Below are 25,404 nucleotides of genomic sequence, written 5' to 3'. Positions count from 1 at the left end.
GGCCCGCATCTCGCCCGCGGCCGTCCTTCGAGACGCCCGCTTCCAGCGGGCCCTCAGGATCAGGGCGGAGTGCGCTGCGACACAACAGAATAGTGCCTATTTCTCCGGTTTCTTCCCGCCCGTCTTCAGCTCGCGATAGCGCGCCGCGCCGCCTTCCCGGATGGTCTGCTGGTTGCGCTCCAGCGCCATGGCGTCGTCGGGCACGTCGCGGGTGATGACCGAGCCGGAGCCGATATAGGCGCCATTGCCGATTTTCACCGGGGCAACCAGCGACGAATTGGTGCCGACGAAGGCGCCCTGCCCGATGGTCGTCTTATGCTTTTTGAAGCCGTCGTAGTTGCAGGTGATGGTGCCGGCGCCGATGTTGGAATTGGCGCCGACGGTGGCGTCACCGATATAGGAGAGATGATTGACCTTGACGCCGGCCTCCAGCGTCGCTGCCTTGGTCTCCACGAAATTGCCGATGCGCGCGCCGTCGCCGAGCGAGGTGCCGGGCCTCAAGCGCGCATAGGGGCCGATCGAAACGTTCTTGCCCAGCGTCGTCTGCACGATATGCGAGAAGGAATGGATCACGGTGCCGTCGGCGATCGACACGCCGGGGCCGATCACCACGAAGGGCTCGATCGTCACGTCCTTGCCGAACACTGTGTCGGCGGCGAGATAAACCGTCTCCGGCGCGATCAGCGTGACGCCGGCTTCCATCGCCGCTTTGCGCAAGCGCGCCTGCATCACGCCTTCTGCTTCCGCAAGCTGTGCCTTGGTGTTGATGCCGCGCACCTGGTCCTCGCTGGTCTCGATCACCACAGACTCCCATCCCTGTTCGCGGACGATGCCGACGGCGTCGGTCAGATAATATTCGCCCTTGGAATTCGCATTGCCGATTTTGTCCAGGATCGCGAGCGCCCGGCGACCGTCGATCGCCATCACGCCGGCATTGCACAGATCGATCTTGCGCTCCTCAGCGCTCGCATCGGCCTGCTCGCGGATCGCGACCAGGCGTTCGCCCTCGACGATGAAGCGGCCATAGCCGGTGGGATCGACGGCACGAAAGCCGAGCGCGGCAATCGCGGCGCCCCTGGCGAGCGGCGCACGCAGCCGCGCAAAGGTTTCGGCCGAAATCAGCGGCGTATCGCCAAAGGCGATCAGGAGATCATCGACGCCGCGCGCGATCGCCTCGCGCGCCGCCAGCACAGCATGCGCGGTGCCGAGCCGCTCGGCTTGCACGAAGGTGAGCGCGTCGGGCCTGATGCGCTTTGCCTCGTCCGCGACGGCCTGGTGGTCGGGACCAATCACGACCGCGAGCGAGGTGCCGGTTCCCTTGGGTGCGGCGGCGAGCACGTGGGCGAGCAAGGTCTGGTGGGCTACCGGATGCAGCACTTTCGGCAGGCTCGATCGCATGCGGGTGCCTTCGCCGGCGGCGAGCACGATCGTGAGGCTGGAACGGGCGGTCATCGAAATCCTGTCAGATAAGGCCGAATCAATTGGCGCGACGGGCGGGCAGCCGTCCTCAAAAGCTATTGCCTTGCTACCCCCGCAAACGCCCGGAATTCAAGTGCGACACGCTTTTCCTGTTAATGTTCCCTGATTGATTCGGGGAAGCCGGACAGGGCTGGGTACTTAACGTTCATGGCAAAGGATTCCGACCCACTGGCGGATGCCTTCGGCACCAAGGAGACCGGCGGGCTGTTCTCCGGACTTGTAGCCGAGGAAAGCGCGTTCGACCGCCGCATGATGTGGCGGCTGGGCTCTTGGGGTGTTGCGGCGGTAGGCGCCGTCGTCATCGCCGTAATGGCCAACCAGGCTCAGCTCGGATGGCGGCGCGACCAGGTCGCGTCCGCCGATCTCGCGCGCCAGGCGGAGCGGCTCCAGGCGCTGGCCAAGGAGAGCCAGAACGAGGCCCGCCGGCTCGCGGCCGCCATCGAGACACTGAACACAGATCGCGACCGGCTCTATTCGCGCGTCACTGTGGTCGAGCAAGGGCTCGATTCCGTCACCGGCGCCATCGCCAAGCAGCCCACCACCCCGCCGCAGGCCGGCAAGCCGCAGGATGCCGCGCCCACGGCCCCCAGCGTCGCGCCCGTCGCCTCGACCCCCGCCTCCGCCGGCGACAAGCCGCGGACCGAGGCCGCCAAGGACACGCCCAAGGATACCCCGAAGGAAACGGTCAAGGATACGCTCAAGGAAGTTTCAAAGGAGCCGTCGAGCCTGCCACCGCAGACTGCCGCCGCCGCCTCGCTCGTGCAGCAGCCGCTGGCAACGACTTCGGCGCTGCCGACCATACCGCTGGTGCCGTCCAAGTCGATCATGGCGCCGCCCGATCCGGCGGCGTCGAAATTGATTCAGCCCGAGTCAAACGAGAAGGCCGCTGAAAAGAAGGTCGAGCCGGCGCCCGCCCCGACCGAGGTCGTCGCGACAGCCGCGAAGGCGCCTGAGGCCGCCGAGAACGAATCCCCCGCCATCGCGGTCCAGCAGACGCGTTTTGCGATCGACCTCGGCGGCGCAAATTCGATCGACGGCCTGCGCGCGCTCTGGCGCGGCCTGAGCAAATCCAATCCGGAGATCGCAGCGCTGCGACCGATCATCATGATCAAGGAAGGCAACACCGGCCTCGGCATGCAACTCCGCCTGGGTGCCGGCCCGCTGGTCAACGCTGCTGCCGCCGCAAAATTCTGCGCGAGCCTCGCCGAGAACGATCGTCACTGCGAGACCACCGTCTTCGACGGCCAGCGCCTGTCGATGCGCGGCGGTTCGGAGAAGGGACAAGAGAAGTCCCAGGACAGAGTTCAAGAGAAGAACTCCGAGAAGAGCCAGGACGCGGTCCCGCAAGCCGAAACCGCGCCCGCGCCGAGCGCAAAGCCCGAGAAGCCGCAACGCCGCCGCAGCTACTCCTCCAAGCGCTCGTCGAAGCGCGAGGAGCCCGCGCCCCCGCCTGCGGCACAGCCGGCTCCGGCGAAGCCGGAGACTGCGTCTGCGTCCGCGGGATCGACGCTGTCGTCGTTCTTCAGGCGATAAACATTGCACCTGAACGCGCGGTGAACGCCGGCTTGCTTTTCCACGCGCCGATGAACCTAAATTTCGGTCCGAAAAGAGAAACCACCTGCCGATTGCCAAGTTGTCCCGGTCGTGAACCGGAGCGGCCGACATGTGAAATCGTTCGCGCTCGTCTCCATGACCAAGGGAGAAACACGTGAAGACATTGATCATCGCAACGGCCGCGCTTCTGGCGGCAGCTCCGGCGCTCGCGCAAACGACGAAATCGCCGGGCGCGTCGAGCAACGCGCCGGGTCAGCAAATGCACAACACCAAGAAGCCTTCGACGGGACCCGGCGCGTCCGAATACGCCCCTGGTCACCAGACCAATACCACCGCAGGACCGGGCCACTCGGAAAGCGCGCCGGGACAGAAGATGCAGAACACCACGGGCTCGAACACCAGCAAGAAGTGACGGTGCGCGGTCGCGTTCAGCTCTGACAGATGGCGCCGACCGGACTGGTCGGCGCCATCGCCTTGTCGAACGGCGGCTCTCCGCCTGATCGTCGATGATCGCTCGGAGTTGCGCGAGCATGCGACCATCGGACGCTCGGATCTCAGCGGCTCTTTCTCACCAAGCGGGCGTTTAGTCTCGATCTGCCGGGCGCATGCCAAGCGTCCGTCTCCCGAAACGCGCGAGCATCGATGAACGAGCTGGATGATGTGCTGAGGCTTCTGGTCGCGGCGGGAACAGGGCTGCTGATCGGCATCGACCGCGACATGAACGACAAGCCGGTCGGAATGCGCACCCTGGCCCTGGTCGCTCTCGGCTCCGCGCTGGTCTCGATCTCCGTGATCGAGTTCCAGAATCTGCGCGACCATCCGGACGCGATCTCCCGGGTCATTCAGGGCGTCGTTGCCGGTGTGCTGACCGGCGTCGGCTTCATCGGCGCCGGCGTCATCCTGCACGACGCCAAGGCGAAGACCGTGCACGGCCTCACGACCGCAGCGACTGTCTGGATTGCGGCGGGCCTTGGAATTGCCTGCGCGCTCGGAGCCTGGCTGCTGGTCGCCGCAGCGATCGCCGTCACGCTGCTCGTGCTGTTCGTTCTCGGCTGGGTCGAGCGCCGGCTCGGATTGAAATAGCGCACATACCAAATGATACGGAAGAGGCCCGCGTAAGACGGCAGTATCCGCGACGGATTTGATTCGGAGCGGAGATGACGGACGGGAAGTTTCTGGAGGAGCAACTCGCGTTGATCCGCGAGCTGGCCGAGCAGGCGGATCCCTACATCAGGAAACGCCTGAGCATTGGCTGAGAAATACGAGCGACGGCTCGCGGACCAGAAACGGGCGACGCAAGGCCGGCTTTGACGGCCCCTCGCGCACGCCTTGGGCGAGCCGGATCAACAGAAACATCGCCTGCCCTGTTGCCTGCCCGCGCCATCACGACCATATTGCCGCCATGACAAAAAAGCCCTTCCGCCTCTCGCCCTACCAGGTGCAGTTCCTGATCGTCGTCGGCTTCGCGTCCGTCGGCTATGCGCTCTATCTGCGCTACCTCGCGATCGAGCTGTCGCAGGTCGCTCTCGCCTGCGACGCCGGGCTGCAGACGATGATCTGCAAGGCGCGGTCGGTCTCGACGGTGCTGTTCAAGAATTCGGTGTTCGGCATCGTCGCGCTGGTGGTTGCGACGCTGAACCTGATGCGGCCGTCGATCGTGCTGCTCACCGTCGGCATCATCGCCGCCGGCCTCGGCATCGTGCTCTACAATGTCGTGCTGTCGGGCCTGGCGATCGGCCTGTTCATTCTTGGATTTGCTCGGCCCGCGCCCGCCACAGCGTAAGCGCGAACAACAGATAGATCGTGCAGGTCCACAGCGACTGCCAATTGTCGCGGCCCTCGTTGAAGAGCACGAAGACTGCCGACAGCGCCAGCACGCCCGCGAACACCGATTCCGCGATCGGACGCTGGCCGATCTGCGGCCGGTTCAGCATCAAAAGCGCGAACGGCACCACCGCCATCGTCAGCGCGGCGTAGGGGAAATCCTTGTAGCGCGGGTCGAACACGAAGCCGAGCGCGGTCGCCGCCGCGATCACCGCGGTCACCGCCAGCGTCAGGCCGAGCACGGCGGTGAGCTTCGACCATTTCCGCCCCTCGCGCGGACCGAGCAGGTCGAGGAAGGTCGGAAGGCTGCGGCCGATCACCATCGCCTGCGCACAGAAGATCGGCGACAGGATGCCGGCCGCGAGCAGCGCGCCCCAGAGCAGCCAGCCGCCGATGCCGTAGCTCTCATAATAAAGCTTGTCGGCGCCGATCCCGAGCAGGCTGCCCGCCGTCGTCGCCGAGATGGCGACGCCGAGCCAGGCCGAGAAGCGCGGCGTCCACGGCCGCCGGCGCAGCGTGATGAGCGCGACCGCGAATACCAGCACGGACAGGCCCATGCCCGCGCCCATGTACCATTTCCAGTACGGGAAATTGCTGATCGGCTCGCCCGGCGGATATTTCAGGCTCCGGCGCACCGAATCGTACAGGCCCCAATAGCCGCCGACGGTGCCCTCGAGCTTGCGCTTCCACGGCTGGTCGTAGGACTCGATCAGGTTGACGCGAAACTTCTGCGCCTTCGCCAAGCTGAGGATTTCCGAGACCACCCGCGCCTGGTTGGTGCGTGAGGGCAGCGCGCCGTCGCGCATGCGCCCTTCGCTCGGCCAGCCGGTCTCGCCGATCAGGATTTCCTTGCCCGGAAACGCCACCGCCATGCGCTCGCGGATCGCCTCGACATGGGCGGCGGCGAATTTCGCCTTCACCGGCATATCCTCCCAATAAGGCAGGATGTGAATGGTGACGAAGTCGACGGCGTCATAGACCTCGCGGTTCTTCAGCCAGAATTCCCAGACGTCGGCATAGGTGACGGGCACGCTGACCTGCGTCTTCACCAGGCGGATGATCGAGACGAGGTCCGCCGTCGTCATCTCACCGCGCAGCAGCACCTCGTTGCCGACGATGACCGCGGTGATGATGGCTGGGAATTCCTTGGTGAGGCGAATGGCGAGGGCGGCCTGCTCAAAATTCTTGCTGCGGTTGCTGGAGAGCCAGATGCCTTGCAGCACTTTCAGCCCGCCGACCTTGGCGGCGATCGCCGGCACCTGGTCGAGCCCGTTCTCCATCGAATAGGTGCGGACGCAGTCGGTGATTTCCTTGAGCTGGCGCAGATCCTGCTCGATCTGCTCGGCGTCGATATGGGTCCACGCGTTCAGCGGCGTCTGCTCGCCGCGGAACGGCGCGTAGGAGACGCATTGGACCTTCTCGGCGGGATCGATCGGGGCGCGTGCAAGCGTGATCGGCGTCGCCAACCACCACCACACGGCAGCAATCGCACCCAGTGAAACGAGCAGAAGCGCCAGTGGCGTACGAAGAGAAATCGGTTCCGTCCTCCGCGAAGGGTCCGTCGATTACCTGCTTGCACGCCATCTGCCAAGGGGGTGCCCAAAGCGGGTGTCCAAGCGGGGGTCCAAATGCCGATCCACACTCAAGGATCCGCGCCTGCCCCAAAGGAATTGGGCTGCGGCCCTTCGACCGGGGCCTAGCATCGTGACTTTGCTGGACAAAATTCCAAATACAGGTCATGGACTCGGAAAGACTTTTCCGCCGCATTGGAGACCCATTTGGACGCCATCACCGGCGCGTCCGCGGGATCCTGACGCGGACGGCCAGCGGATACATTGGGGAATTCATGCGGCAACGGGTGTTCGAGTCACGAAATGCGGTCCTGCGGCAGTTCGCCGCCACCTTGGCCGTCTCCTGCCTTCTCGTTCTCGCCGGTCTCGGTGGCGCTTCCGCCCAGAGCGGCACGCCCGCACCGGACCAGGGCAAGGCTGCCGCCCAGCCCGCCGACGCCGCCAAGGATGCGGCCCAGAACCAGCGCCGCACCGACGAATTCGCCGAAGCGGCCCAGGTCATCAACGGCCCGGCCGGCAATCCCGAATGCGTCTGGCTCGGCCGCCGCGTGGTGCGCCTGATGTGGCGGGATGACCTCGATACCGCGTTCCGCCATCTCGACCTCTACGACCGTTTCGGCTGCCCCGGCGGTCACATCCAGGCCGCTTTCCGCTGCCTGACCCGGTTCGGCGGCCAGATCGATCCCAAGGTCGCCGAGACCCTGGACAGCCGCGTGCACGCCTGCTGGATCAACCCGGCGGCCCAGCCGCAGCAGGCGGCGGCCGCAGCGGCACAGCCGGCCGCTCCCGCTGCCAACAATGCGCAGCCGCAGCCGACCGCCAGCCCATCGCCCGCGGCAAGCCCGACGCCGGCGCCCCAGAAATAGCCCAAGGTCTTAAATAGACTTGGCCGTTTCAGCTGTCGTTCAGGAACGATCGGCCATAGGCGCGGTTGGCACTGCCGCGCGTCGTTCGAAAAAGGCCATGCCCTCATAAGGACATGAGGCCATGACAGTTGTGAAACCGTGCGGCGGAGATATGCTCCCTTTGCCGCGGACTTGGTCGGATCTCGGGGTCGGATCCGCTTCCCTGCCCCCTCAGCCCCTTCAGGTTTAGCCGCGATGCGCGTTGTCGCCGCCGTTCTGTTGCTCGTCTCCGCGCTTCACGCTGGGCTGTGGGGAGTCTTGCGCGACAAGGAACCCGCGCCCGATTTCAAGGGCCTGTTGCCGAGCGTCTCCTACGCGCCGTTCGAAGGCTCGGCTCACCCCGATATCGACAACATCCCGACGGTCGAGAAAATCCGCGCAGACCTGAAGACGCTGTCGACCATGACGCGCGCGATCCGCCTCTACTCGTCCACCGGCGGCGTGGAACTGGTGCCGCCGATCGCGGCCGAGTTCGGCCTCAAGGTCACCGTCGGCGCCTGGATCGACAAGGACAAGGATCGCAACGAGCGCGAGATCAAGGCCGCCATCGAACTCGCCCGCAAGAACAGCAACGTCGTCGGCGTCGTCGTCGGCAACGAGGTGATCTACCGCGGCGAGCAGAAGGTCGAAGACCTCATCGACATGATCAAGAAGGTGAAGGGCTCGGTCCGCGTGCCCGTCACCACCGGCGAGATCTGGAACATCTGGCGCGACAATCCCGACCTCGGCTCCAGCGTCGATTTCATCGCCGCCCACGTGCTGCCCTACTGGGAAAACTTCCGCTCGGACCAGGCGGTCGACCAGGCCGTCGACCGCTACAATCTCTTGCGCAACCTGTTCCCCGGCAAGCGCATCGTGATCGCCGAGTTCGGCTGGCCGAGCCAGGGCTACAATCTGCGCAACGCCGATCCGGGCCCGTTCCAGCAGGCTCTGATCCTGCGCAACTTCGTCAGCCGCGCCGAAGCCATCGGCATGGAATACAACATCGTCGAGGCCATCGATCAGCCCTGGAAATTCTTCGAAGGCGGCGTCGGTCCGTATTGGGGCATCCTCAACGCCAGCCGCGAGCCGAAATTCGCTTGGACCGGTCCGGTCGAGAACCCCGACTATTGGAAGCTGATGGGCATCGCGCTCCTGGTCGGCATCCTGCTGTCGCTGCCGATCCTGCGGATCGAAAAGCCGACCGCGAAGCAGGCCTTCCTGCTGTCGGCGACGGCCAACGGCGTCGGCGCCTGGGCCGCGACCGTGTTCGCGTTCTGGAACAGCCATTACTTCATCTTCGGCTCCGCCTTCGCGCTGACGCTCGGCATGATCCTGCTCGTTCCGCTGGTCCTCATCGCGATGGCGCGCATCGACGAGGTCGCAGCGGTCGCCTTCGGCCGGTCGCCGCAGCGACTGCTCAGCAAGGGCAAGCCGGTCGAGAATGTTCCCGAGAATTACTGCCCAAAGGTCTCGATCCACATTCCCGCTTATTTCGAGCCGGTCGAGATGCTCAAGCAGACGCTGGATGCGCTGTCGCGGCTGAACTATCCGAACTACGAATGCGTGGTCATCATCAACAACACGCCGGATCCCGCGTTCTGGCAGCCGATCCAGGACCATTGCCGCGCGCTTGGTGAACGCTTCAAATTCATCAACGCCGAGAAGGTGCAGGGTTTCAAGGCCGGCGCTCTTCGGATTGCGATGGACCGCACCGCCGCCGATGCCGAGATCATCGGCATCCTCGACGCCGACTATGCCGTCGATCCCGACTGGCTGAAGGACCTCGTGCCTGCCTTCGCCGATGCGCGTGTCGGCCTCGTGCAGGCTCCGCAGGAGCATCGCGACGGCGATCTGTCGATCATGCACTACATCATGAACGGCGAATATGCCGGCTTCTTCGACATCGGCATGGTCCAGCGCAACGAGGCCAACGCCATCATCGTGCACGGCACGATGTGCCTGATCCGCCGCGCGGCGATGGACATGGCCGGCGGCTGGTCGTCCGATACGATCTGCGAGGATTCGGATCTCGGCCTTGCGATCCAGGAGCTCGGCTGGACAACCCACTACACCAACCACCGCTACGGCCAGGGCCTCCTGCCCGACACCTACGAGGCCTTCAAGAAGCAGCGTCACCGCTGGGCCTATGGCGGCCTCCAGATCGTGAAGAAGCACTGGCGCTACTTCCTGCCCGGCAAGAGCCGGCTGACGCCCGACCAGAAGCGCGAATATGGCCTGGGCTGGCTGAACTGGCTCGGCGCCGAAAGTCTCGGCGTGGTCGTGGCGCTGCTCAACCTCGTCTGGGTGCCGATCGTCGCCTTCGCCGACATCGCCATTCCCGACAAGATCCTGACGCTGCCGATCATCGGCGCCTTCATCGTCTCGCTGGCGCACTTCCTGTCGATGTACCGCGCCCGCGTCGCGATCAAGCCCGGCCAGATGCTCGGCGCCATGATCGCCGCGATGAGCGTGCAGTGGACGGTGTCGCGCGCAGTGGCGCAGGGCCTCATCACCGAGCACATCGCCTTCGCCCGCACCTCCAAGGGTGGCCTGTCCAGGATGTCGATCGAGTTCCAGGCGTTCTGGGAGGCCGTGATCGGCACCCTGCTCGTGATCGGCGCCGGCGTACTGATCGCCTCCAACAGCTACCGCCAGATCACCGAGATCTACATCTTCGCCGGCGTGCTGGTGCTGCAGAGCCTGCCGTTCCTGGCGGCCGTCGCCATCGCCATCCTCGAGCTGAGCCGCATCAACTCGTTCCAGTTCTGGCGCGACAGCGCGATCCGCACCGCCGAGCTGATCGGGCTGCGTCCGGTCGCGCTGCCGGCCCCCGGCACGCCGCAGCCCGTGCCGAACGAGGTGCGGCGGGAGACCCAGTGATTGAGGCTCCGCGCTAGCCTTTGGACCTCGTGATTAAAAGACGCGTGGTCTTCGGCGTGGATGACGGCCCGCCAATCGGGTTGAGCTTTCCGCCTTAAGCGGCGGAAACCGCGAGCAAATCCCCGCTCCTGCCGCGACTTTCAGCAACCACCCAAGCTATTGACCTCAGCGCCCCATCCCCCTACACAGCGCGGGCCGAAAGCATGATCCGGAAACAGCCGGTTTTCCCCGCGACGCCCTTAAGCGCAGCGGCAAGACATGCTTCTCGAATGTCCGACCACGATGGCGATCTCTGACGTGCCATCAGCGGCCATGGGAGCGCGTAGCTCAGCCGGTAGAGCACGTGACTTTTAATCACGGGGTCCTGGGTTCGAGCCCCAGCGCGCTCACCAAAAGCCGGATCAATAGCTTGGCCAACAAGACCAGCCGAACCGAAAAACTCTGCGTGGGCCCCGTGTTGGCGAATCGATTGCGCGTGAACATGAAGAACATTCCTGCGGAGTTTGAGGACATACTCGCGACGGAACTGGTTGCGCGTTATCTCGATCGCGTGGGCGCAATCATCACGAAGGCCAGGGTGAAATTTTCCAAGGGCGACCAGCCCCGGGGTAGATCGTCACAGTGATCTTTGCACACCTACGGGGCGCTAACTCGGGCGCATTCCGAAGCCCAAGTAATTGATAACTCGACTCCGGCTTGCGGCGCGCTTCGATAGCGGCATGCCCGGCTCTGCTCGACACCACACGCCCACGCCCACGCCCACGCACGCGGACGGCCGACCGGTGAAGATCACGTTCGGCAAGATGCGCGAGATGGCTTGCAGGGCGTTGTGTTCTACCGCCATTGCGGCCATCACGTAGCGTTGCGCGCCGATCGCTGGCCTGATGTTGTCCGCCTGTCTGATATCGAGCCGCGCTTTGTCTACGCTGCCTGTGGCAACCGCTGAGCCGATGAGGCCCGGCAAGGCCGATGGCCCGCCTATCGCGGATGACGCGCAATCCCCGGCAAAGGATCGCTTCGCGTTGTCCAGGCTCCGCGATCATCCCACCACTGATCTGGTTAAGATTGTTCATTCTCTTGCAGGGGAAAATTTGCCTGTGTGCGCCTTGATGTGGCTCGCCGTCAGGAGGCCATGGAGGCGTATAGCGATGGGACAAACGACCCGAATTTTGAAGCGGGCAAATGTCCTGCCCGATCTCCTGAAAATGCTTCAGGAACTCGAGGAGCTCAGAGAAAGGGTTCGGCTCGCCGAGGCCGCGCGCGTGTTGCACTAGGCCCACGCGAAAAGTCCCCATCCCTTTCGGGGGGCGCTTTGGCGCGTCAGTCCCGCAAGCCCGAGGACGCGGTCTCCGAGCGAAGTGTCGTTCCATCTCGACATGCGCTGACGTCTAGCGACAGCGGGTTCTAAAAATCGCACTTTTCTGTCGCTGGTCCGTACTTGCCGCTGTAGAAGCGCGCCCGACCGAGGACTTTTGACCTGCCAATTGAGCTTGAGCAGAGCCCGAGAAGCTCCTCCCGCTGCGACCTCGTCGCGCGCGAACTTCGGAAGGTAGCGCGGCGTAAGGCTAAAAACGCAATCGACGTCTCCGGAATGAGGAATGTACAATTCGGTGACAGCCGGTCGCGATTTCGACGTCGACATGGTTCGCACTCGAGTTCATGCGCAATAGAGCTCTGGTAGCTCGTCGCCGCAAACGAGTGCCAGATTCCGATAAACCCCAGTAGTCGCCCCGAGATGAACTCCCCGCAGCATGCGCCTATTGTGCCCTACCCCTCCAGGCATTTTGGCGATGGTTTGCGTAGCGAAAGACAGCCCGCCCGTTCTGATCTGCTCCAAGTGCGGACGGCCGATGACGTTTTTGGCCACGCTTCCCGCCATCCTCAATCTGCCTGCAGTCCATGCTTTCCAGTGCCGCCCCTGTCTGCGCGTCGACACCATTCCGCTGGCATAGCACTCGCGCGTAAGTCGGTTTGAGCTCTTGCAAAAACCCATCACTCGTTTGCGGTCAGCGCCGCTGCGATCCGCGATCGTATCGGAGCAATCCTCAAAAGCCCGCGAAGTGACCGACCGACTTGCCAGCGATGGGTTTCGCAAGTGCTCAACGCGCTAATCTGAATCTCACGAAGCTCAAGCCGTGCAACGCGAAGATCGGATCCCCGACCCTAGAAGGCTGGAACGGCACCATCTCTGCCAAGTTATTCCGCTACCGGAGGTAACTGGAGGAGGTAGACATGCCGGTATTCATACTCTGGGCCGTCCCTACGGTGCTCGTCATCGGCGGCGTCGGCTACTATTTTCTTCGCGTAGTTCACTAGTTGAGTATTTCAGCCGCGCTCGAATGCTGATGACGGTTGCCAAAGTCTAGCCGGCATTGGCATTGCCGGAAGCCTGGCGTCGAGATCATTGCCCGGCGCCGGGCGGCCGCGCCAGGCGCCTCTTTGGCCGATCGGATTTTGCCGACGATGATTTGAGTTTAGCAGTCCGGTGGATTGGTGCGGCCGGTTTGCGATCGGCGCTACGCATCTTTTGCATTTGCTCGGCCGCGATCACGCGGGAGCGCAAATTCTCTAACTCGGAAAGCCCGGAAGCAAGCTCGTCGAAACGCTGTTTCAGCACAGCGGTGTGATCACCAGTGCCCATTGTACGCCCCCTGGGCCACTCGAAGACCGACCGAGACAACCGGGAAACTACGCAATTGGAAATGCGGTGGCGAGGGGACTGTTCCCATTGAAAGTGCCGCGCATCGTCGCAGCGCGTGCGCCGCAAAATGGCTCAAGGCCTCCATATCGCGAACGCGGAGAAGATCAACTTCCCGGGATACGATCGATCGGTCGGGCTATCGCCAGTGACGGCCCCGGCGGTGGGGGGCTTCTGGGGTGGGGAGGCCGGGGCCGCTGGAGGTGCTTGGACCTTTGGGAAGGCCAAGCCACCGTAGACTAGGAAAAAGCGGCAATCACTTCTGTTCGCTTTCGTACATTGCCTGTACCATTTCATTTGCGGGGAACGGAGAGCAATTGCCCAATGAAGGACTATCTGGCCCAGATCGAGAAACTTCGGAAAGATGCTGCCGAATGCGCCCTGATCCGCGATTTGGCAACCGATCCAGGCAAGCGCGAAGTGTTCGACCGTCTTGCAAGCCACCTCACGGTCCTGGCTGATCAAGTTGAAATGGCCATGCTTGAGCGGAAGACCGCGACTGCTCCCACTCAGCCCTAGAAAGGCGCGCCGCTTATTGAAAGACGCGCCTGCGGGAGGCCGCGCCTGCCGATGCTGCGAGATTTTCTGAGCTTGCCGCTCGCCCAGCCCCACCCAAAAAAGCCGCGAGACAAGTCCCCCGAAACGTGTAGGATTCACCAAAACCGGAGGAACGGCATGTTTGAAATCAACGGTTTCGACACGGCGGGCGTCGTCAGTCTCAAGCGGCTGTCACTCGCCGCCGCCCTCAAGAAAGCCAAAGAGCTTACAGAGGACGGGTGCTGGGACGTTCAGGTCGTTGATCCCGCCGGCCGGGTCTACACTCGTTCGAGGAGCAGGCCGCCTAGCCGCCCCGCCCTTCCGGGCCATTCGAACCATCATCAGCGCCCGTTTCCGCGGCTATCCGCCTCGGCCGACGTTTGACGAGGCGTTGTTCAGCCAGCGCAGCGTTGCATCGTCGCTCCAGCCAGGGACGGCAAAGCGCGCCGCCGGAATTGCATTCGCGCGGGGCCGGTCCACCGCAGGATGGCGTGCGCGAGGGTGATGCACCGGCGCGGCATTCGCGGAGGCGCACAGCGCCAGCAACAGACCCATGGCAAGAAGAGCGCGCATCGCATCAACTCCAATCGAGCTATCGCCCGCTGTCATCTCATGCGCCGATCGGCTCACCACAACCGATTGCGGCTTCACAAGCAGGAGAGAAGCGCGGGCACCTGCGCTGGTGCAGGCAGCTCGCGACTGCCGCGCACCATGCCATTGCCAGTCAACTCGTTTGGGAGCAGGCTCTCTCGAGGCGCTCAAGACGCCGCACAGGGAGCGAACCATGAAGGAACACGGCCTGGATGGCCGCCACCGTGACAAGGATGGCGCGATCAGCAAGAAGCACGGCAACACGCTGGTCGGCACGTTGCGCAAGATTTACGGAAGAGGTTTTGCGGCCGGCTATCCCGATACGACTGAACTCAGCGAGGTCCTGCTGCAGCTGAACGAGACATCGCTGAGCCAGTTGCGTCGCGATCACGACACCGGGCATCTGCAGCACAAGATCGACCACGTCGCGAAGTGACGGACTGTCAGGCCTGACGGTCAATCCGGGCGACCTCGGTCAATCCCGAAGTTGCAGTCGTCAGCTTTCCGGAGCCGCCGTCGCAGCCGGCACAGTCAACGGCGCGCCTCCGACCGAAACGGGACCGAGGGGCTTTGCTTCGCGAACCATCCGCTTGCGCATCGCGGCGGATAGTCCGTAGCGCGCATGCGCTCTTCGGATGGACGAGGTGACGTCCGACGTCATCGCATTTTGCAGCGTATCGATCTTCGCGATCAGCGTGGACAGCTGCGACGATATCTTCTTCACGTCGACCCGTTCGTCCGTGATGCTCTGTCGCAGCGACAGCAGCACCATTGAATCCTGCTGCAGCAAAACCGAGTTCTGGTCCGTTGCCTGATTGGTCTGTTGCAGCAACGCGGTGTGTTGCTGCTGGGCCGACTGAATGTCCTTCAAGACCGCGACGACCGGATCAGGCTTTGGCACGGATGCTTCCAGGCGCGGAAGCGGTTCAGCCAGGCTGCCGACATTCAGCGACCGAAAATCGGACGGCGAGGTGTAGATGGCCGCCGCGCCGTTGATGGCCAAGGCACACACCGACAGGGCCAGGACCGATTTCCGGCTGGACTGCTTGATCGGAACCGGGGCTTCCTGGACCGCGGGTTCCTGCTCCGCTGCGGCGGCTGCAAGTGCTACTGCGTCGAGTTCTTGGGCGAAGCTTTGCATTTCGAAGGTCGTGGTCATTTGCATTGACCCCAGTGAGCGAGCAACAGGAAACCGCCCCTGGACCGCCCGCGCGACGACCCCTTGTACGCAGCACCCTTACACAACTGCCTAAAATTGTGAGCATTTTGGATTAATTCCACGTTAGCGGCCGACTACGCCGCCCCCGGCCGATTACGGGGAACGTGCGAAGACCAGAGGCGCTACGCTGACAGCTGCCGTAGGGTGGGCAAAGGCGTTCTCTGCGCCTTTGCCCACCATGCTTCTGCTGCAATGAAAGAAGACGTGGCACGGCGCTCTGCGCCTTTGCCCACCCTACGGCAGCCGTTCCTAGGTCAGCATCTGACCAGGCCTTTCCGAATTTGGCAGAATGCCTCTGTTTTGCCCGACGGAGCAAACGAGCCTTGCCGCCGGATTCAAAACACCTTGTGCCAGCAGCACTTAGCTACTGTGCATGGGGTTGTTTTCGCATTTTGATGCGCTCTCGCCTCATCCAGCACTCCGAACAGCTCCTCCACTCGCAGATTACAAACCTGGTCCTATCGGGCTCGTACCGCGTTTGCGCGACACAGTCGTTCGCCGCTCGACCTGGGCCTTGGCATCCAGCACCTTGTCTCCAGCTCGTGCGGCTCGCTGGTCTGAAAGGCTCGAGCCTCTGCCTGCCAGAGCATCCGAGCCAACGCCGGTGTTTCCCTGAGCCTGTGTTGCCGGCCGTAATCTGTTTTGGGAGGACGCCGAACCAGTGGCCTTTTGATCCTCATTGCTCGTGCCGCTTCCAATCGCGCCGATCGGCAGGCCATTTTGAGCGTGACCAACCCCGGCATTTCTCGCAGCCTGAGTTGCCGCCCGCGACCTCGCGGGCGTGGCGGGCTGAACGTTCGGATTGGTCGGTTGGCTGTTGGTGCCCAGATCTCCGCCGGCGGCGGTGTCCTTCGTCCCCATCCCCGCGGGTGCGGAAGGACCTGCATTGCCCGCTCCCGTCCCCATTCCAGAAGGCGCCGAGCCGCCAGCGCTACCCGGCCCCGTTCCCATGCCCGCTCCTGCCGACCCGGCATTTGCGCCGCCTGCTTGCACCAGGGTCAACAGACACGAGCTTGCGACAATCGCGACAATGATCGGAGGAATGGCATGTGACATCGGACAATCTCCTTCGCCACGCCCCGATTAACTATAATGGTGGAACAGGGACTCCGCTACGAATTCGCAGTTGTTCGCGCTGACGAACGCGCGAGCCCTCACCCCTCGTCCAGCAGCTCGAACAGCTCCTCCACCCGCTCGAGCGGCGCGTCCTGCATCTTGGCGTGATGGACCACGCGGTCGCCGTCGCGTTGCAGCGATCTTCCCTTCGACTTCCGCAGGCGTCCGGGCAGGAACGTTGCGGCCGCAGCTTCAGGGCCGACGTCGAGGCGGATGATGCCTCTGCGCTTGCATTCCAGCCTGAGCCTGGCTGCGGCGAAGAAGTCGCGCGCGACCTTCGGCAGCGGGCCGAAGCGGCGGGAGGTTTCCTCCTCGAGGTCTTCGAGGTCGTCCTCGTCGGTGCATCTTGCGGCGCGCGCATAGAGCTCGAGCCGCACCGGCTCGGACTGCACATAGGTCTCGGGCAGCATGTCCGCGACCGGCAGGTTCAGGTCGGGCACCCACACCGCCTGCCCCTCGTCGAGCTTCTCCGAAGCCATCTTCAGGAGGTGGCTGTAGAGCACCGGCCCGAACACCTGGACGTGGCCGGATTGCTGCTCCGAGAACAGATCGCCTGCGCCTCGCAGATCGAGGTCGCGCTCGCTGATGGCAAAGCCCGCGCCGGGCCGGCTGAACTCTTCGAGCACAGCCAACCGCTTCTCGGATTGTCCGGACTGCGTCTCGGTCAACAGATGGGAGAAGGCGCGGATGCCGCCGCGGCCGACGCGCCCGCGCAGCTGATGCAGCTGGGCGAGGCCGAACTTTTCCGGCCAGCACACCACGATGGTGTTGGCGCGGGGAATGTCGAGGCCGCTCTCGACGATGTTGGTCGCGAGCAGGACGTCGGCCCTGCCCTCAACGAAACTCATCATGCGGTCGTCGATCTCGTCGGCCGCCAACCTGCCGTGCAGGCAGACAATGCTTAAGTCCGGCGCCACCGCCTGCACACGCGCCAGCATGGGATCGAGATCCTGGATGCGCGGACAGATCAGGAAACTCTGGCCGTGGCGGCGCTGCTCGCGCAGCAGCGCGGAGGCGATCGCCGCATCCGACAGCGGCGCGATCCTGGTCGCGACCGGCAGCCGGTGCACCGGGGGCGAAGCGATCACGCTGAGGTTGCGGAAGCCAGCCAGGCCCGCGGCAAGCGTACGCGGGATCGGCGTCGCGCTCATCATCAGCACATGGACGTTCTTGGCGAGGCCGGACAGCTTGGCCTTCTCGGCCGCACCAAAATGCTGCTCCTCGTCGATGATGACCAGGCCGAGATCGTCAAACTTGACGTCCTTGCCACCGAGCGCCTGCGTGCCGATCACGACCTTGATCCGGCCGCTGCGCAGTCCCTCCTTGGTCTCGCGCAGCTCCGCGCCCGAGGTTGCCCGCGACAGGTTTCCGACCTCGATGCCGAACGGCGCAAATCGCTTCTGAAACGTTGCGACATGCTGCCGAGCCAGCACCGTCGTCGGCACTGCGATCGCCACCTGCTTGCCGGACAGCACGACGGCGGCCGCCGCACGCAGCGCCACCTCGGTCTTGCCAAATCCGACGTCGCCGCAGATCACCCGGTCCATCGGGTGGCCGGAGGCAAGATCGTCCAGCACGTCGGCGATCGCCTTGGCCTGGTCGGTCGTCGTGAAGTAAGGAAAACGCGCGACGAACTTCTCATAGGCCGATCCCGGCGGAACCAGCTTTTCGCCGCGCCGCTTGCGGCGCTGGCTGATGTGCTGGGCGAGCGCCTTGCCGGCGACCTGGATTTCGCGCTCGGCCTCACCGCGGCGGGCCCACCATGTGCTGCCGTCCGCCTTGTCGAGCGAGAGCTTGCCGAGCTCGGCCGCGTAAGGCCACATCAGGGCCAGATCGGGCGGCGGCACCAGCACCGCATTGTCGCCGGCGAACTTCAGGCGGATCATCTCCCGCATTGCGCCGCCGCCGGTGTTCACGGTCTGCAGGCCGTCGAGCACGCCAAGGCCGCGCTGGAGATGGACGACCACCGTGCCCTGCTCGGGCACGTCGGCATGATCGAAGGCCGCGCTCCAGGCGCGCGCCATCGGCTGCGGATGATGCGCCCGGCTGCCGAGCACGTCGGACGCCGTCACGACGACGAGAGGCTTCTTGCCCGGCATCACGAAGCCTGCATCGAGATCGGCCAGCAGCGCCGCCTCACCGCTCCGCCCCCGCGTCGCGTCGTCCCAATCTTCGCAACGCTGCGCCTTGAGGCCGCTCATCCGCTCTATCACGCGCAGATCGTCTTCATGCGCTGCGGCGAGGATCAGTCGCGATCCGGCCCGGCGCGTCTCCTCGACGAAGGCACGCAGCGCTTTCCTGGAGGAAGTCAGTTTCGAAAACTCCGGGACGGTCTGGAAGGACGACGCGCGCGGCAACACCTTCATGCCCCGGGAGAGCTGCTTCCAGTCCCGCCGTCCGAGATATTCGCGCTCACGCTCCGCACGCGGCGCGGCCTCCTCGATCGTGTCGAACCAGCCGTCGGCATGCACCGGCACGCCCGCATCGGCGATCCATTTGGCGCGTCCGCAATAGTCGAACAGGCTCGCGCGCTTGCCGCGTTTGCCGGCAAGGCCAAGCCGCTCCGACATGGGATCGACGACAAGCTCCCTGGTCTCGAAGATGATCCTGTGCTCGTTCGGATCGAACGCCACGATCCGCCTGATCGCGCGATCCGAATGCTCGATCCGGAACGGCCCCAGCGCGCCGGCCGGAAATATCTCGAAGGTCTGGCCGTGGAACAGCGCCCCGCCCGGATAATCCGGCTCGTCGTCGAGATCGTATCCGAGCGCTTCGAGGTGCGCCTCCAGATCCTGTTCGGAGAACGTGCCGCCCACCTTCAGGCTCACGCTCAGGCGCGACAGGCTCGCCGGCGGCGGCAGTCGCTCCATCACGGCTTCGGCGGTCGAGACGAGAAAGAGTGGCTTCTTGGATTTCGCGAGGCGCCTCAGGACGGAGGCTCTGCGCCCTGCGAGCTCGTGCGACGGCTCGAGCTGATCGAACGGCAGAGTGTTCAATCGCGGAAATACCAAGACCTCACAGGAGGGGTCGAGCGCGTGAATGACACTGCCGAGCCGCTCCGCCCTGTTCTCGTTCTCGGCGAGAAAGACGATGCCGCTGCGTCCGGACTGCGTCCATTGGGCAAGCAGATGGAGCGCCAGCATGCCGAGCGGCGACGAGGACGAGATCGCAGCGCGCTGCGCCGCTTTGCTCTTCCTTGGCGACGTCTTGGTTGGCAGCGCCTTGCGTGGCGACGTCTTGCTCGGTGACGTCTTGTGCGGTGACGCCTTCTTCGGCGGCGTCTTGGCCACCCGCGCCTTTTTGGTAAGCCTCACTTGAATCCGTTTCTGGTCGTAAGCCGTCGTCAACTGAACGCCAGCCGCCCTCATTCCGATTCGGCGACTTCTCGCCTTGCATATGGGATTTGCCCGGTGAACGCACGCCTGGTGGCAACGTTCGGCGCGGCGCCGCGATCCCGACAATTTGGCTGTTGATCGAGCTCGGGCCGGAACTAGCGCGGCGCGAGATCTGCGTCTGTCGATGCGACGCTTGGCGCGATTGTAAACATTCTGCGCCCGGAGAGAAACGAAAAACCCCAGCGCTTGGAGCCACGCTGGGGCGTTTCGAGCAAAATGAACTGGTCAAGCAATGACGTCTTCATAGCAGCGATTTCACCTCGCGCTTGTGAACTGGTTCACACACGCCAAACAAACGACCTCGGTGAGACCGAGGTCGCCAACCTTTGTGGGGAAGGTTTACTCCCGGCCTGGGGGTTTTGGGGCTTGGGGATGGGCCGGGAGCCAGGATTCGACGTTTGCCGTGCCAAGTCGTTCCAAAGTCGCCGGCGGAGGTTCGCCCGCGCGGCAAAGCACGCCGGAACGGAGTACCGCATTCCCCGGTTTGAGCGCGCACCCGTCGCGCGCTAGGATGCCTCATTTTACGGAGGCTCATTTGAAACCAGTCATTTTCATCGCCGCCATTGCACTGCTTGCGACGGCTCCCGCACGCTCTCAGCCGCTGGTCGATCCCAACAAGGTTGCTCCCGAATTCCGCGAGGCGGCCGAGAAGCGCCGGGCCGAGCAGTTGCGCCAGCGCGAATGCGCGCTGAAGGCGGACCTCGAGAAAGTGCTGCCGAGGGATCGCACCGCCTTTCTCAACCAGTGCCTGGACACGATGGCGGCCAAGCAATAGCGACTGCCCGGCTGTTCCAAGCGGCCTCTTCCACCGCCGGCCACGGCCGGCCGATGGCGCTTGCCCGCGCGGTCTGCGAGCATTCCGCCACCAAGGCATTCAAGCTTTCTTCAGACATTTGGGATCAGCTGACGATCCATCTCCCAAAGTCATTGTTGTGCGCGCATGAGTTCAGTCCAGATTCAGTGCACGCGGTGCAAGAACGTGTTTCGCGATCGCGCCGGGCGGTTGCAGGACGGCTATTCGAGGCAATGTCCGAGCTGCGAAGTGGTGCTGTTCTTCGCCGAGGATTCCCAACATCCTTTCGTCAAGCGCGCGATGCGCGATGCGCGCAAGGTCCGCAAGGAGATGCGCGAGGCCGAGGCCGCGAAGCTTGCTGCGCCCGAACCGCAGGGGGCGCAGTCGAGGAGGTTCGCCGGACGAACGCGATCGGCGGGACGCGAGGACTAGCCTAGCTCACCGCCGCCTCTGCTTCCTCGGAAACAGGCGGTCGCGGATATAGCGCGAGGTCGGCGTCAGACGGATGCCGCGCGGCTTCTGCCAGGCGGCGCGGTCGATCTCCTTCTTGTCGCCGATCGCCAGCCTGCCTTTGGCGGTCTTGGCAATGAAGATCGCGTCGCTCATCTTGCGACCGGAACGCTTGTTTCTCGCCGTCACTTCCTTCCAGAGGCTGATCCTACCAAGCTTCAGCTTGGGCAGCTCTTCCCTGATCTCACGCCGCAGGCAATCCTTGTCGGACTCGCGCGCGCGCTTGCGACCGCCCGGGAACATCCACAGGCCGTCCGACCGGCGTCTGACCAACAAGACCTTGCCGCGCCGGGCGGCAACCAGTTTGGAAGACTTCGCCATTGCTGCCGTCATTGAAACCAGAATCGTCCCGATCGTAACTTGTCTAGTCGAACAGACAAGTTCCCGGCACGTTTTGATCACAGGCCGCGATCCCTCGGGTCCTGGCGCGACACGGCGGAAGGATCGCGCCGTTCGAGGCGAGATCAGCCCTCGGACGCCCCTGCCCGATCCTCCGTCCTGATCCAGGCCATCATCATCTCCCAGGCCACCGACAGGATGATCGGCCCGATAAACAGGCCGACGATGCCATGGGCCAGCGTGCCGCCGATGACGCCGACGAAGATCACGATGGTCGGCGTGGTCAGGCCGCGTCCCATCACGAGCGGCTTCAACATGGTGTCGAGGAAGCCGACGACGACGAGAAACACGGTGAGCAGCAGCGCCGTGGTGACGTCCTTGGCGGTCCAGATCCAGATGATGACAGGCAGCAGCACGAGGAAGGCGCCGATCTGCACGATCGAGAGCAACAGCACGATGAAGGCGAGAAGGCCGGCGCTCGGCACCGCCGCGAGCTTGAAACCGATGCCGGCGAGCAGCGCCTGCACGATCGCGACGCCGATCACGCCCTGCGCCACGGCGCGGATGGTCGCACCCGCGAGCGACAGGAAATGCTCGGTCTGCTCGGGCACGATGCGAAACAGGAAACCGCGGCTGGCCGCGACCAGCCGCGGCCCATGTGGAAACAAGAAGCCCGCCACGAACACCGACACCAGGAACTGGAGCGTGCCGACGCCGGCATCGCCGGCGAGCGAAAGCAGCGGTCCCGCCAGCGGCTGCAGATACGGCGCCACCTCGCGTACCACCGCGCGGACGTTGGTGTAGGCCTGGTCCCAGAGTTCGTAGAGCAAGGGGCCGACCAGCGGCCACGATTTGAGCTGTTCGGGCGCGGCCTGAAGCGCCAGATCGCCGGTGCCGAGCTGATGCGCCAGCTCACGCACGCCGTCCACCGCGCTGATGCCGAGCCAGGTCGCCGGGCCGATGACGATGCCGAGCGTGATCAGGGTCAGGATCACTGCTGCCGTCTTGGGCCGGCCGCCGAGGATTTTGGCGACCCAACTGAAGGCCGGATAGAACGCGACCGCGAGCACGCCGCTCCAGGCCAGGATCGGCACGAACGGGCGGATGATCAGGAAGGTCCAGATGATCAGCAGGGCGAGCAGGCCGAGCCGGATCACGAGCTGGATGACATCCTCTCCCGTCAGGAGCTGACGGAGACTTTTCACGGGCACTGCTTTCCTTGCGGCATGAACGCAACTTCCGGTGCTTGCGAGGTCTAGCCGTTATTGCCAGCAACGCATCCGCCGTCAAGGCGACTGGAACTGCCGGGGCCCACGATTAGGAACACATCGGGGCCATCCCGCATTCGAAAGACGATGACAGACCCTCCCGGCGAATCCGATGCACGCGCGGGAATGCACCGCGGTATCCGCTATTCCCTGAGGCCGAACGCCGCGCCGGGCTATTGGCAATATGCCTATGCGATCGGCGGCAGGGTCCGCTCCGGACGGGTGCAAGGCAGGCTGCGGCAGCTCGCAATCAGGCGGGTGCAGATGCGCATCGACCGGGACATGCGAAACGGCAGCTGATCCGGCTGCGCAGCCCGCGACGGCGGCCGGGCTTGGCTAACGCCCGTTAACCGGATTTCCCTGCCCCGGTTTACGCCGTTGCAAACGCCCGTGACTACCTTGGGTCGAGGTCAACAAAAAGCATTCCATCAAATGGCCAACAGCATCTGGACGATCGAAGAATTCTCCTGTGCAGGTTGCGGCATGAATTACACCGCGACCAGGGAAGAGCACAGCGAAGCCCACACCGGCAGCTTCAAATGCAGCATCTGTAGCGGCGTGGTGCATGCCTGGTCCGGCAAGCATCATTTCTTCGGCTGGCAAGCCGTGAAGACACGGCCGCCCGTGTTCGGCAAGCGCTGGGCCGACGTCGAGTGGTAGGCTGTCCAACCTCTGATTGCGCCGTGCCACTCATCCTGGACGGACCGGAGGATCGGCCGAATTGCACCGGTACCGTTTGGACTCCGTTCACCGATCGTCGCTAGATCAGGACGGATCCTTCGCGCCGAACAGCAGACATGGCCGACCTCAACGCCGTCCTTACCAGGCTCAACGACCGCCTGCTCCGTCTCGAGGGCGAGCTGTTCGTGCTGCGCTCATTGGCGCGCGCGACGCTGACGGCGGGCGACGACCATGCGGCGCGCATGCGCAAGCTTGTCGAAGCCGCAAAGATCGCGCTCGACGACGAGGCCAAGCGCCCTCTCGACAAGCCGACACGCAAATATGTCGATGCAGCCACCGCGCTGGTGGAGGAATTGCTGGTCGAGCCGACCCCGGCTCGGCCGCTATTCACGGTGATCGACGGCGGCCGGCGCGACTGAGCGCCCGCCTCAGGACGGCGATCGATTACCGCCCGTACATGCCGGGCGCACGTGCGCGGTTCGGATAGCACTGTCCGCTCGAATAGTTGTAATCGTAGCCGTCCGGGCAGAGTCCGCCGCGTCGTCCGCCGTAGGCTTCGGGACGCCCGTAAGCGCCGGGCCCGTGCGCCCCGTTCGGATAGCAGCTGCCGTTCGAGTAATTGTAGTCGTAGCCGTGCGGACAGAGGCCGCCGCCGCGTCGTCGTCCGTAGTATTCGCCTGGCCCTGGATCCCGGGTATAGACACCCGGCGAATGATAGTCGTTGGGATAGCAGCGGCCGTTCGAGTGGTTGTAATCATAGCCGTGCGGACATTGTCCCGCCCGGACCACCCCTGAACTGAACTTGCTGCACCATGGGCTCCGGCGATGCCGCAGGCACGGTTGCGAATGCAAGCAGGCCGGCCAGCGCAAGCTCGATCATGACGTCTCCTCCAAATCACGGGGACAAGCCTAGCAGGATTCGTGTCCCACGAAACAACCCGGGGATTGAGACATGGCCGGCCTGAACCATGCATGAACCGGTTTTCGGCCTGCGACGATGCGTCGTCCCCACTCCGCGCGGGAGCCCGCCTCGCCGCCCCCGCTAGACCGGGTTGGAATTTTCCGCCTTGAGCCGGCCAAGGCCGGCCTCGATGATCGCGATCTCCTCGTCGATCTGGCCGATCGGCAGGCTGAAATCATAGCCGGACCTGCTCTTCAGATCGACCGCGAGCCGCTGTCTGTGCATCATCAGCTGATCGAGCCCGCGCCGGTTCTTCAGCCGCACATAGCTGTCGACAATCTGCTCAATTGCGCTCGGCATGAAATCTGTCCCGGCGAAAAAGGCCCGCGCGGCGCACAAAGGCCGGCGGGACATTTTCGGTGTCGCGGTACGCAATACAAATCCGCGACGGATTCGTCGATACGCCAGGCTGGTTGAGATCGTGTTACCATTCGATGATTTCGTGATGCGTGGCACGAAAAGGCCGCTGGCGATTATGCCAGCGGCCAAAGCCGGGTTCGAAAACGGATGCGGGTTGAAATGTCGCCAGCCCCGGTAGGCGCAGGTCTAGCAGCCGGCCGCAAATACCTCTGTTAAAAACGAAACATAGGAACCGGTTTTATCGCCCGCATGCAGACCCGTCGTGGCCGTGCGGCAACGCCAAAACATGCTCCGGAAAAGTGCGCAGCGGTTCTCCGGATCACGCTTTAATCCGTGACGCAGAAATAGGTGCGCGGATATCTGCGATAGGCGCCGTAGCGATAGTACGGCCGGTAAGCATAGCCGCGATAGAGCGCCGGCGGCTCCTCACCGTAATAGGCACCGTGATAGAAATTGGTGACCGGCCCTCCGGCGCAACGATAGGCGTCCCAAGTCGGCCCCACGAACGGCGCGACACCCGTCTCCGGCGGCACAGCAGGGTACGGCCCGCCGGCATGGGCCGGAGGGGCTACGATCAGCATCCCGAAAAGGAAAAGCCAGGCGCCTCGCATGCACTCGCTCCCGAGCCGTGCAATGCAGCTATGGAGCACCGGAACGGTCGCCTGCGCAATCGCGAAATCCGTCGCGCCCCGCCGGCACATTGTTGATAACCGGCGCAAACGCCGCGCGGGGGGTGACAGG

At 64.1% G+C, this 25,404-nt stretch carries 25 protein-coding genes and 1 tRNA gene; 16 read left to right on the top strand and 10 right to left on the bottom strand.

The features are described from left to right. Nucleotides 1-96: 96 nt before the first annotated feature. Nucleotides 97-1,452 (bottom strand): bifunctional UDP-N-acetylglucosamine diphosphorylase/glucosamine-1-phosphate N-acetyltransferase GlmU, encoded by a 1,356-nt coding sequence (gene glmU / locus GGD61_RS12605; RefSeq protein WP_092257980.1) that lies wholly within the window; start codon nt 1,450-1,452, stop codon nt 97-99. A 174-nt stretch (nt 1,453-1,626) separates the two neighbouring features. Between glmU and GGD61_RS12600 the strand changes: the two genes are divergently transcribed. From GGD61_RS12600 to GGD61_RS12585, 4 genes are all read left to right on the top strand, one after another. Then, complete coding sequence (locus tag GGD61_RS12600) at nt 1,627-3,012, top strand: hypothetical protein (protein ID WP_092257976.1); 1,386 nt, start codon at nt 1,627-1,629, stop codon at nt 3,010-3,012. 175 nt (nt 3,013-3,187) lie between these two features. After that, nucleotides 3,188-3,445: a hypothetical protein gene (locus GGD61_RS12595; RefSeq protein ID WP_018317959.1), complete on the top strand. Its 258-nt coding sequence runs from the start codon at nt 3,188-3,190 to the stop codon at nt 3,443-3,445. Between the two features lie 230 nt (nt 3,446-3,675). Beyond that, nucleotides 3,676-4,116 (top strand): MgtC/SapB family protein, encoded by a 441-nt coding sequence (locus tag GGD61_RS12590; RefSeq protein ID WP_018317958.1) that lies wholly within the window; start codon nt 3,676-3,678, stop codon nt 4,114-4,116. Nucleotides 4,117-4,435: 319 nt separating this feature from the next. Further along, nucleotides 4,436-4,816, top strand: coding sequence for a hypothetical protein (locus GGD61_RS12585; protein WP_018317956.1), 381 nt, complete (start codon nt 4,436-4,438; stop codon nt 4,814-4,816). Here GGD61_RS12585 and GGD61_RS12580 read toward each other — a convergent pair. Then, nucleotides 4,776-6,335, bottom strand: coding sequence for a beta-(1-6) glucans synthase (locus tag GGD61_RS12580; protein WP_183230751.1), 1,560 nt, complete (start codon nt 6,333-6,335; stop codon nt 4,776-4,778). The genes GGD61_RS12585 and GGD61_RS12580 overlap by 41 nt on opposite strands. Before the next feature lie 368 nt (nt 6,336-6,703). Between GGD61_RS12580 and GGD61_RS12575 the strand changes: the two genes are divergently transcribed. The 4 genes from GGD61_RS12575 to GGD61_RS12560 all read left to right on the top strand — a co-directional run bounded on the left by GGD61_RS12575 (nt 6,704) and on the right by GGD61_RS12560 (nt 10,820). Continuing rightward, on the top strand, nt 6,704-7,294 hold the full coding sequence (locus GGD61_RS12575; RefSeq protein ID WP_018317955.1) for a hypothetical protein: 591 nt from the start codon (nt 6,704-6,706) through the stop codon (nt 7,292-7,294). Between the two features lie 234 nt (nt 7,295-7,528). Continuing rightward, on the top strand, nt 7,529-10,195 hold the full coding sequence (locus tag GGD61_RS12570) for a glycosyltransferase (protein ID WP_183230750.1): 2,667 nt from the start codon (nt 7,529-7,531) through the stop codon (nt 10,193-10,195). Nucleotides 10,196-10,511: 316 nt separating this feature from the next. Further along, nucleotides 10,512-10,587, top strand: a tRNA-Lys gene (locus tag GGD61_RS12565). A 17-nt stretch (nt 10,588-10,604) separates the two neighbouring features. After that, nucleotides 10,605-10,820, top strand: a complete 216-nt coding sequence (locus tag GGD61_RS12560; protein ID WP_143109061.1) for a hypothetical protein — start codon at nt 10,605-10,607, stop codon at nt 10,818-10,820. A gap of 1,776 nt (nt 10,821-12,596) precedes the next feature. Here the strand turns inward: GGD61_RS12560 and GGD61_RS12555 are convergent. Then, nucleotides 12,597-12,836: a hypothetical protein gene (locus tag GGD61_RS12555; protein ID WP_143109060.1), complete on the bottom strand. Its 240-nt coding sequence runs from the start codon at nt 12,834-12,836 to the stop codon at nt 12,597-12,599. A gap of 381 nt (nt 12,837-13,217) precedes the next feature. Between GGD61_RS12555 and GGD61_RS12550 the strand changes: the two genes are divergently transcribed. The 3 genes from GGD61_RS12550 (at nt 13,218) to GGD61_RS12535 (ending at nt 14,457) form a co-directional block, all read left to right on the top strand. Continuing rightward, nucleotides 13,218-13,412, top strand: a complete 195-nt coding sequence (locus GGD61_RS12550; protein ID WP_183230749.1) for a hypothetical protein — start codon at nt 13,218-13,220, stop codon at nt 13,410-13,412. A gap of 156 nt (nt 13,413-13,568) precedes the next feature. Beyond that, the gene (locus GGD61_RS12545; protein ID WP_183230850.1) at nt 13,569-13,814 is read left to right on the top strand and encodes a hypothetical protein; all 246 of its coding nucleotides are present in this window, start codon (nt 13,569-13,571) and stop codon (nt 13,812-13,814) included. 400 nt (nt 13,815-14,214) lie between these two features. Further along, nucleotides 14,215-14,457 carry a hypothetical protein gene (locus GGD61_RS12535; RefSeq protein WP_026201940.1) on the top strand — a complete coding sequence of 81 codons (243 nt, stop codon included), beginning with the start codon at nt 14,215-14,217 and terminating at the stop codon, nt 14,455-14,457. A 60-nt stretch (nt 14,458-14,517) separates the two neighbouring features. On the opposite strand, the gene GGD61_RS12530 is transcribed toward GGD61_RS12535, so the two are convergent. Beyond that, the gene (locus GGD61_RS12530) at nt 14,518-15,186 is read right to left on the bottom strand and encodes a hypothetical protein (protein WP_177237167.1); all 669 of its coding nucleotides are present in this window, start codon (nt 15,184-15,186) and stop codon (nt 14,518-14,520) included. A gap of 1,208 nt (nt 15,187-16,394) precedes the next feature. Next, a complete protein-coding gene (locus tag GGD61_RS12525) occupies nt 16,395-19,724 on the bottom strand; it encodes a DEAD/DEAH box helicase (RefSeq protein ID WP_092257958.1) in 3,330 nt (1,109 codons plus the stop codon). 562 nt (nt 19,725-20,286) lie between these two features. Here GGD61_RS12525 and GGD61_RS12520 point away from each other — a divergent pair. Further along, on the top strand, nt 20,287-20,526 hold the full coding sequence (locus tag GGD61_RS12520; protein ID WP_018317945.1) for a hypothetical protein: 240 nt from the start codon (nt 20,287-20,289) through the stop codon (nt 20,524-20,526). A 165-nt stretch (nt 20,527-20,691) separates the two neighbouring features. After that, nucleotides 20,692-20,976, top strand: coding sequence for a hypothetical protein (locus tag GGD61_RS12515; protein WP_092257955.1), 285 nt, complete (start codon nt 20,692-20,694; stop codon nt 20,974-20,976). 6 nt (nt 20,977-20,982) lie between these two features. On the opposite strand, the gene GGD61_RS12510 is transcribed toward GGD61_RS12515, so the two are convergent. Next, complete coding sequence (locus GGD61_RS12510) at nt 20,983-21,375, bottom strand: NUDIX hydrolase (RefSeq protein ID WP_018317944.1); 393 nt, start codon at nt 21,373-21,375, stop codon at nt 20,983-20,985. A gap of 143 nt (nt 21,376-21,518) precedes the next feature. Continuing rightward, a complete protein-coding gene (locus GGD61_RS12505) occupies nt 21,519-22,598 on the bottom strand; it encodes an AI-2E family transporter (RefSeq protein ID WP_018317943.1) in 1,080 nt (359 codons plus the stop codon). A 150-nt stretch (nt 22,599-22,748) separates the two neighbouring features. Here GGD61_RS12505 and GGD61_RS12500 point away from each other — a divergent pair, with 150 nt between their 5' ends. The 3 genes from GGD61_RS12500 to GGD61_RS12490 all read left to right on the top strand — a co-directional run bounded on the left by GGD61_RS12500 (nt 22,749) and on the right by GGD61_RS12490 (nt 23,761). Next, on the top strand, nt 22,749-22,961 hold the full coding sequence (locus GGD61_RS12500) for a hypothetical protein (protein ID WP_026201938.1): 213 nt from the start codon (nt 22,749-22,751) through the stop codon (nt 22,959-22,961). A 132-nt stretch (nt 22,962-23,093) separates the two neighbouring features. Beyond that, nucleotides 23,094-23,321 carry a hypothetical protein gene (locus tag GGD61_RS12495; protein WP_018317941.1) on the top strand — a complete coding sequence of 76 codons (228 nt, stop codon included), beginning with the start codon at nt 23,094-23,096 and terminating at the stop codon, nt 23,319-23,321. 137 nt (nt 23,322-23,458) lie between these two features. After that, nucleotides 23,459-23,761 (top strand): hypothetical protein, encoded by a 303-nt coding sequence (locus GGD61_RS12490; RefSeq protein WP_018317940.1) that lies wholly within the window; start codon nt 23,459-23,461, stop codon nt 23,759-23,761. A 25-nt stretch (nt 23,762-23,786) separates the two neighbouring features. Here GGD61_RS12490 and GGD61_RS12485 read toward each other — a convergent pair whose 3' ends face one another. The 3 genes from GGD61_RS12485 to GGD61_RS12475 all read right to left on the bottom strand — a co-directional run bounded on the left by GGD61_RS12485 (nt 23,787) and on the right by GGD61_RS12475 (nt 25,274). After that, complete coding sequence (locus GGD61_RS12485; RefSeq protein WP_246785925.1) at nt 23,787-24,131, bottom strand: hypothetical protein; 345 nt, start codon at nt 24,129-24,131, stop codon at nt 23,787-23,789. A 253-nt stretch (nt 24,132-24,384) separates the two neighbouring features. Next, nucleotides 24,385-24,603 (bottom strand): hypothetical protein, encoded by a 219-nt coding sequence (locus GGD61_RS12480; protein ID WP_026201937.1) that lies wholly within the window; start codon nt 24,601-24,603, stop codon nt 24,385-24,387. A gap of 386 nt (nt 24,604-24,989) precedes the next feature. After that, nucleotides 24,990-25,274 carry a hypothetical protein gene (locus GGD61_RS12475; RefSeq protein ID WP_092258603.1) on the bottom strand — a complete coding sequence of 95 codons (285 nt, stop codon included), beginning with the start codon at nt 25,272-25,274 and terminating at the stop codon, nt 24,990-24,992. Nucleotides 25,275-25,404: the final 130 nt, after the last annotated feature.

This window comes from Bradyrhizobium sp. SBR1B (genome assembly GCF_014198205.1).
GTDB lineage: Bacteria > Pseudomonadota > Alphaproteobacteria > Rhizobiales > Xanthobacteraceae > Bradyrhizobium.
The sequence above is the reverse complement of the archived record's forward strand: the minus strand, read 5'-3'. Positions and strand labels throughout refer to the sequence as shown.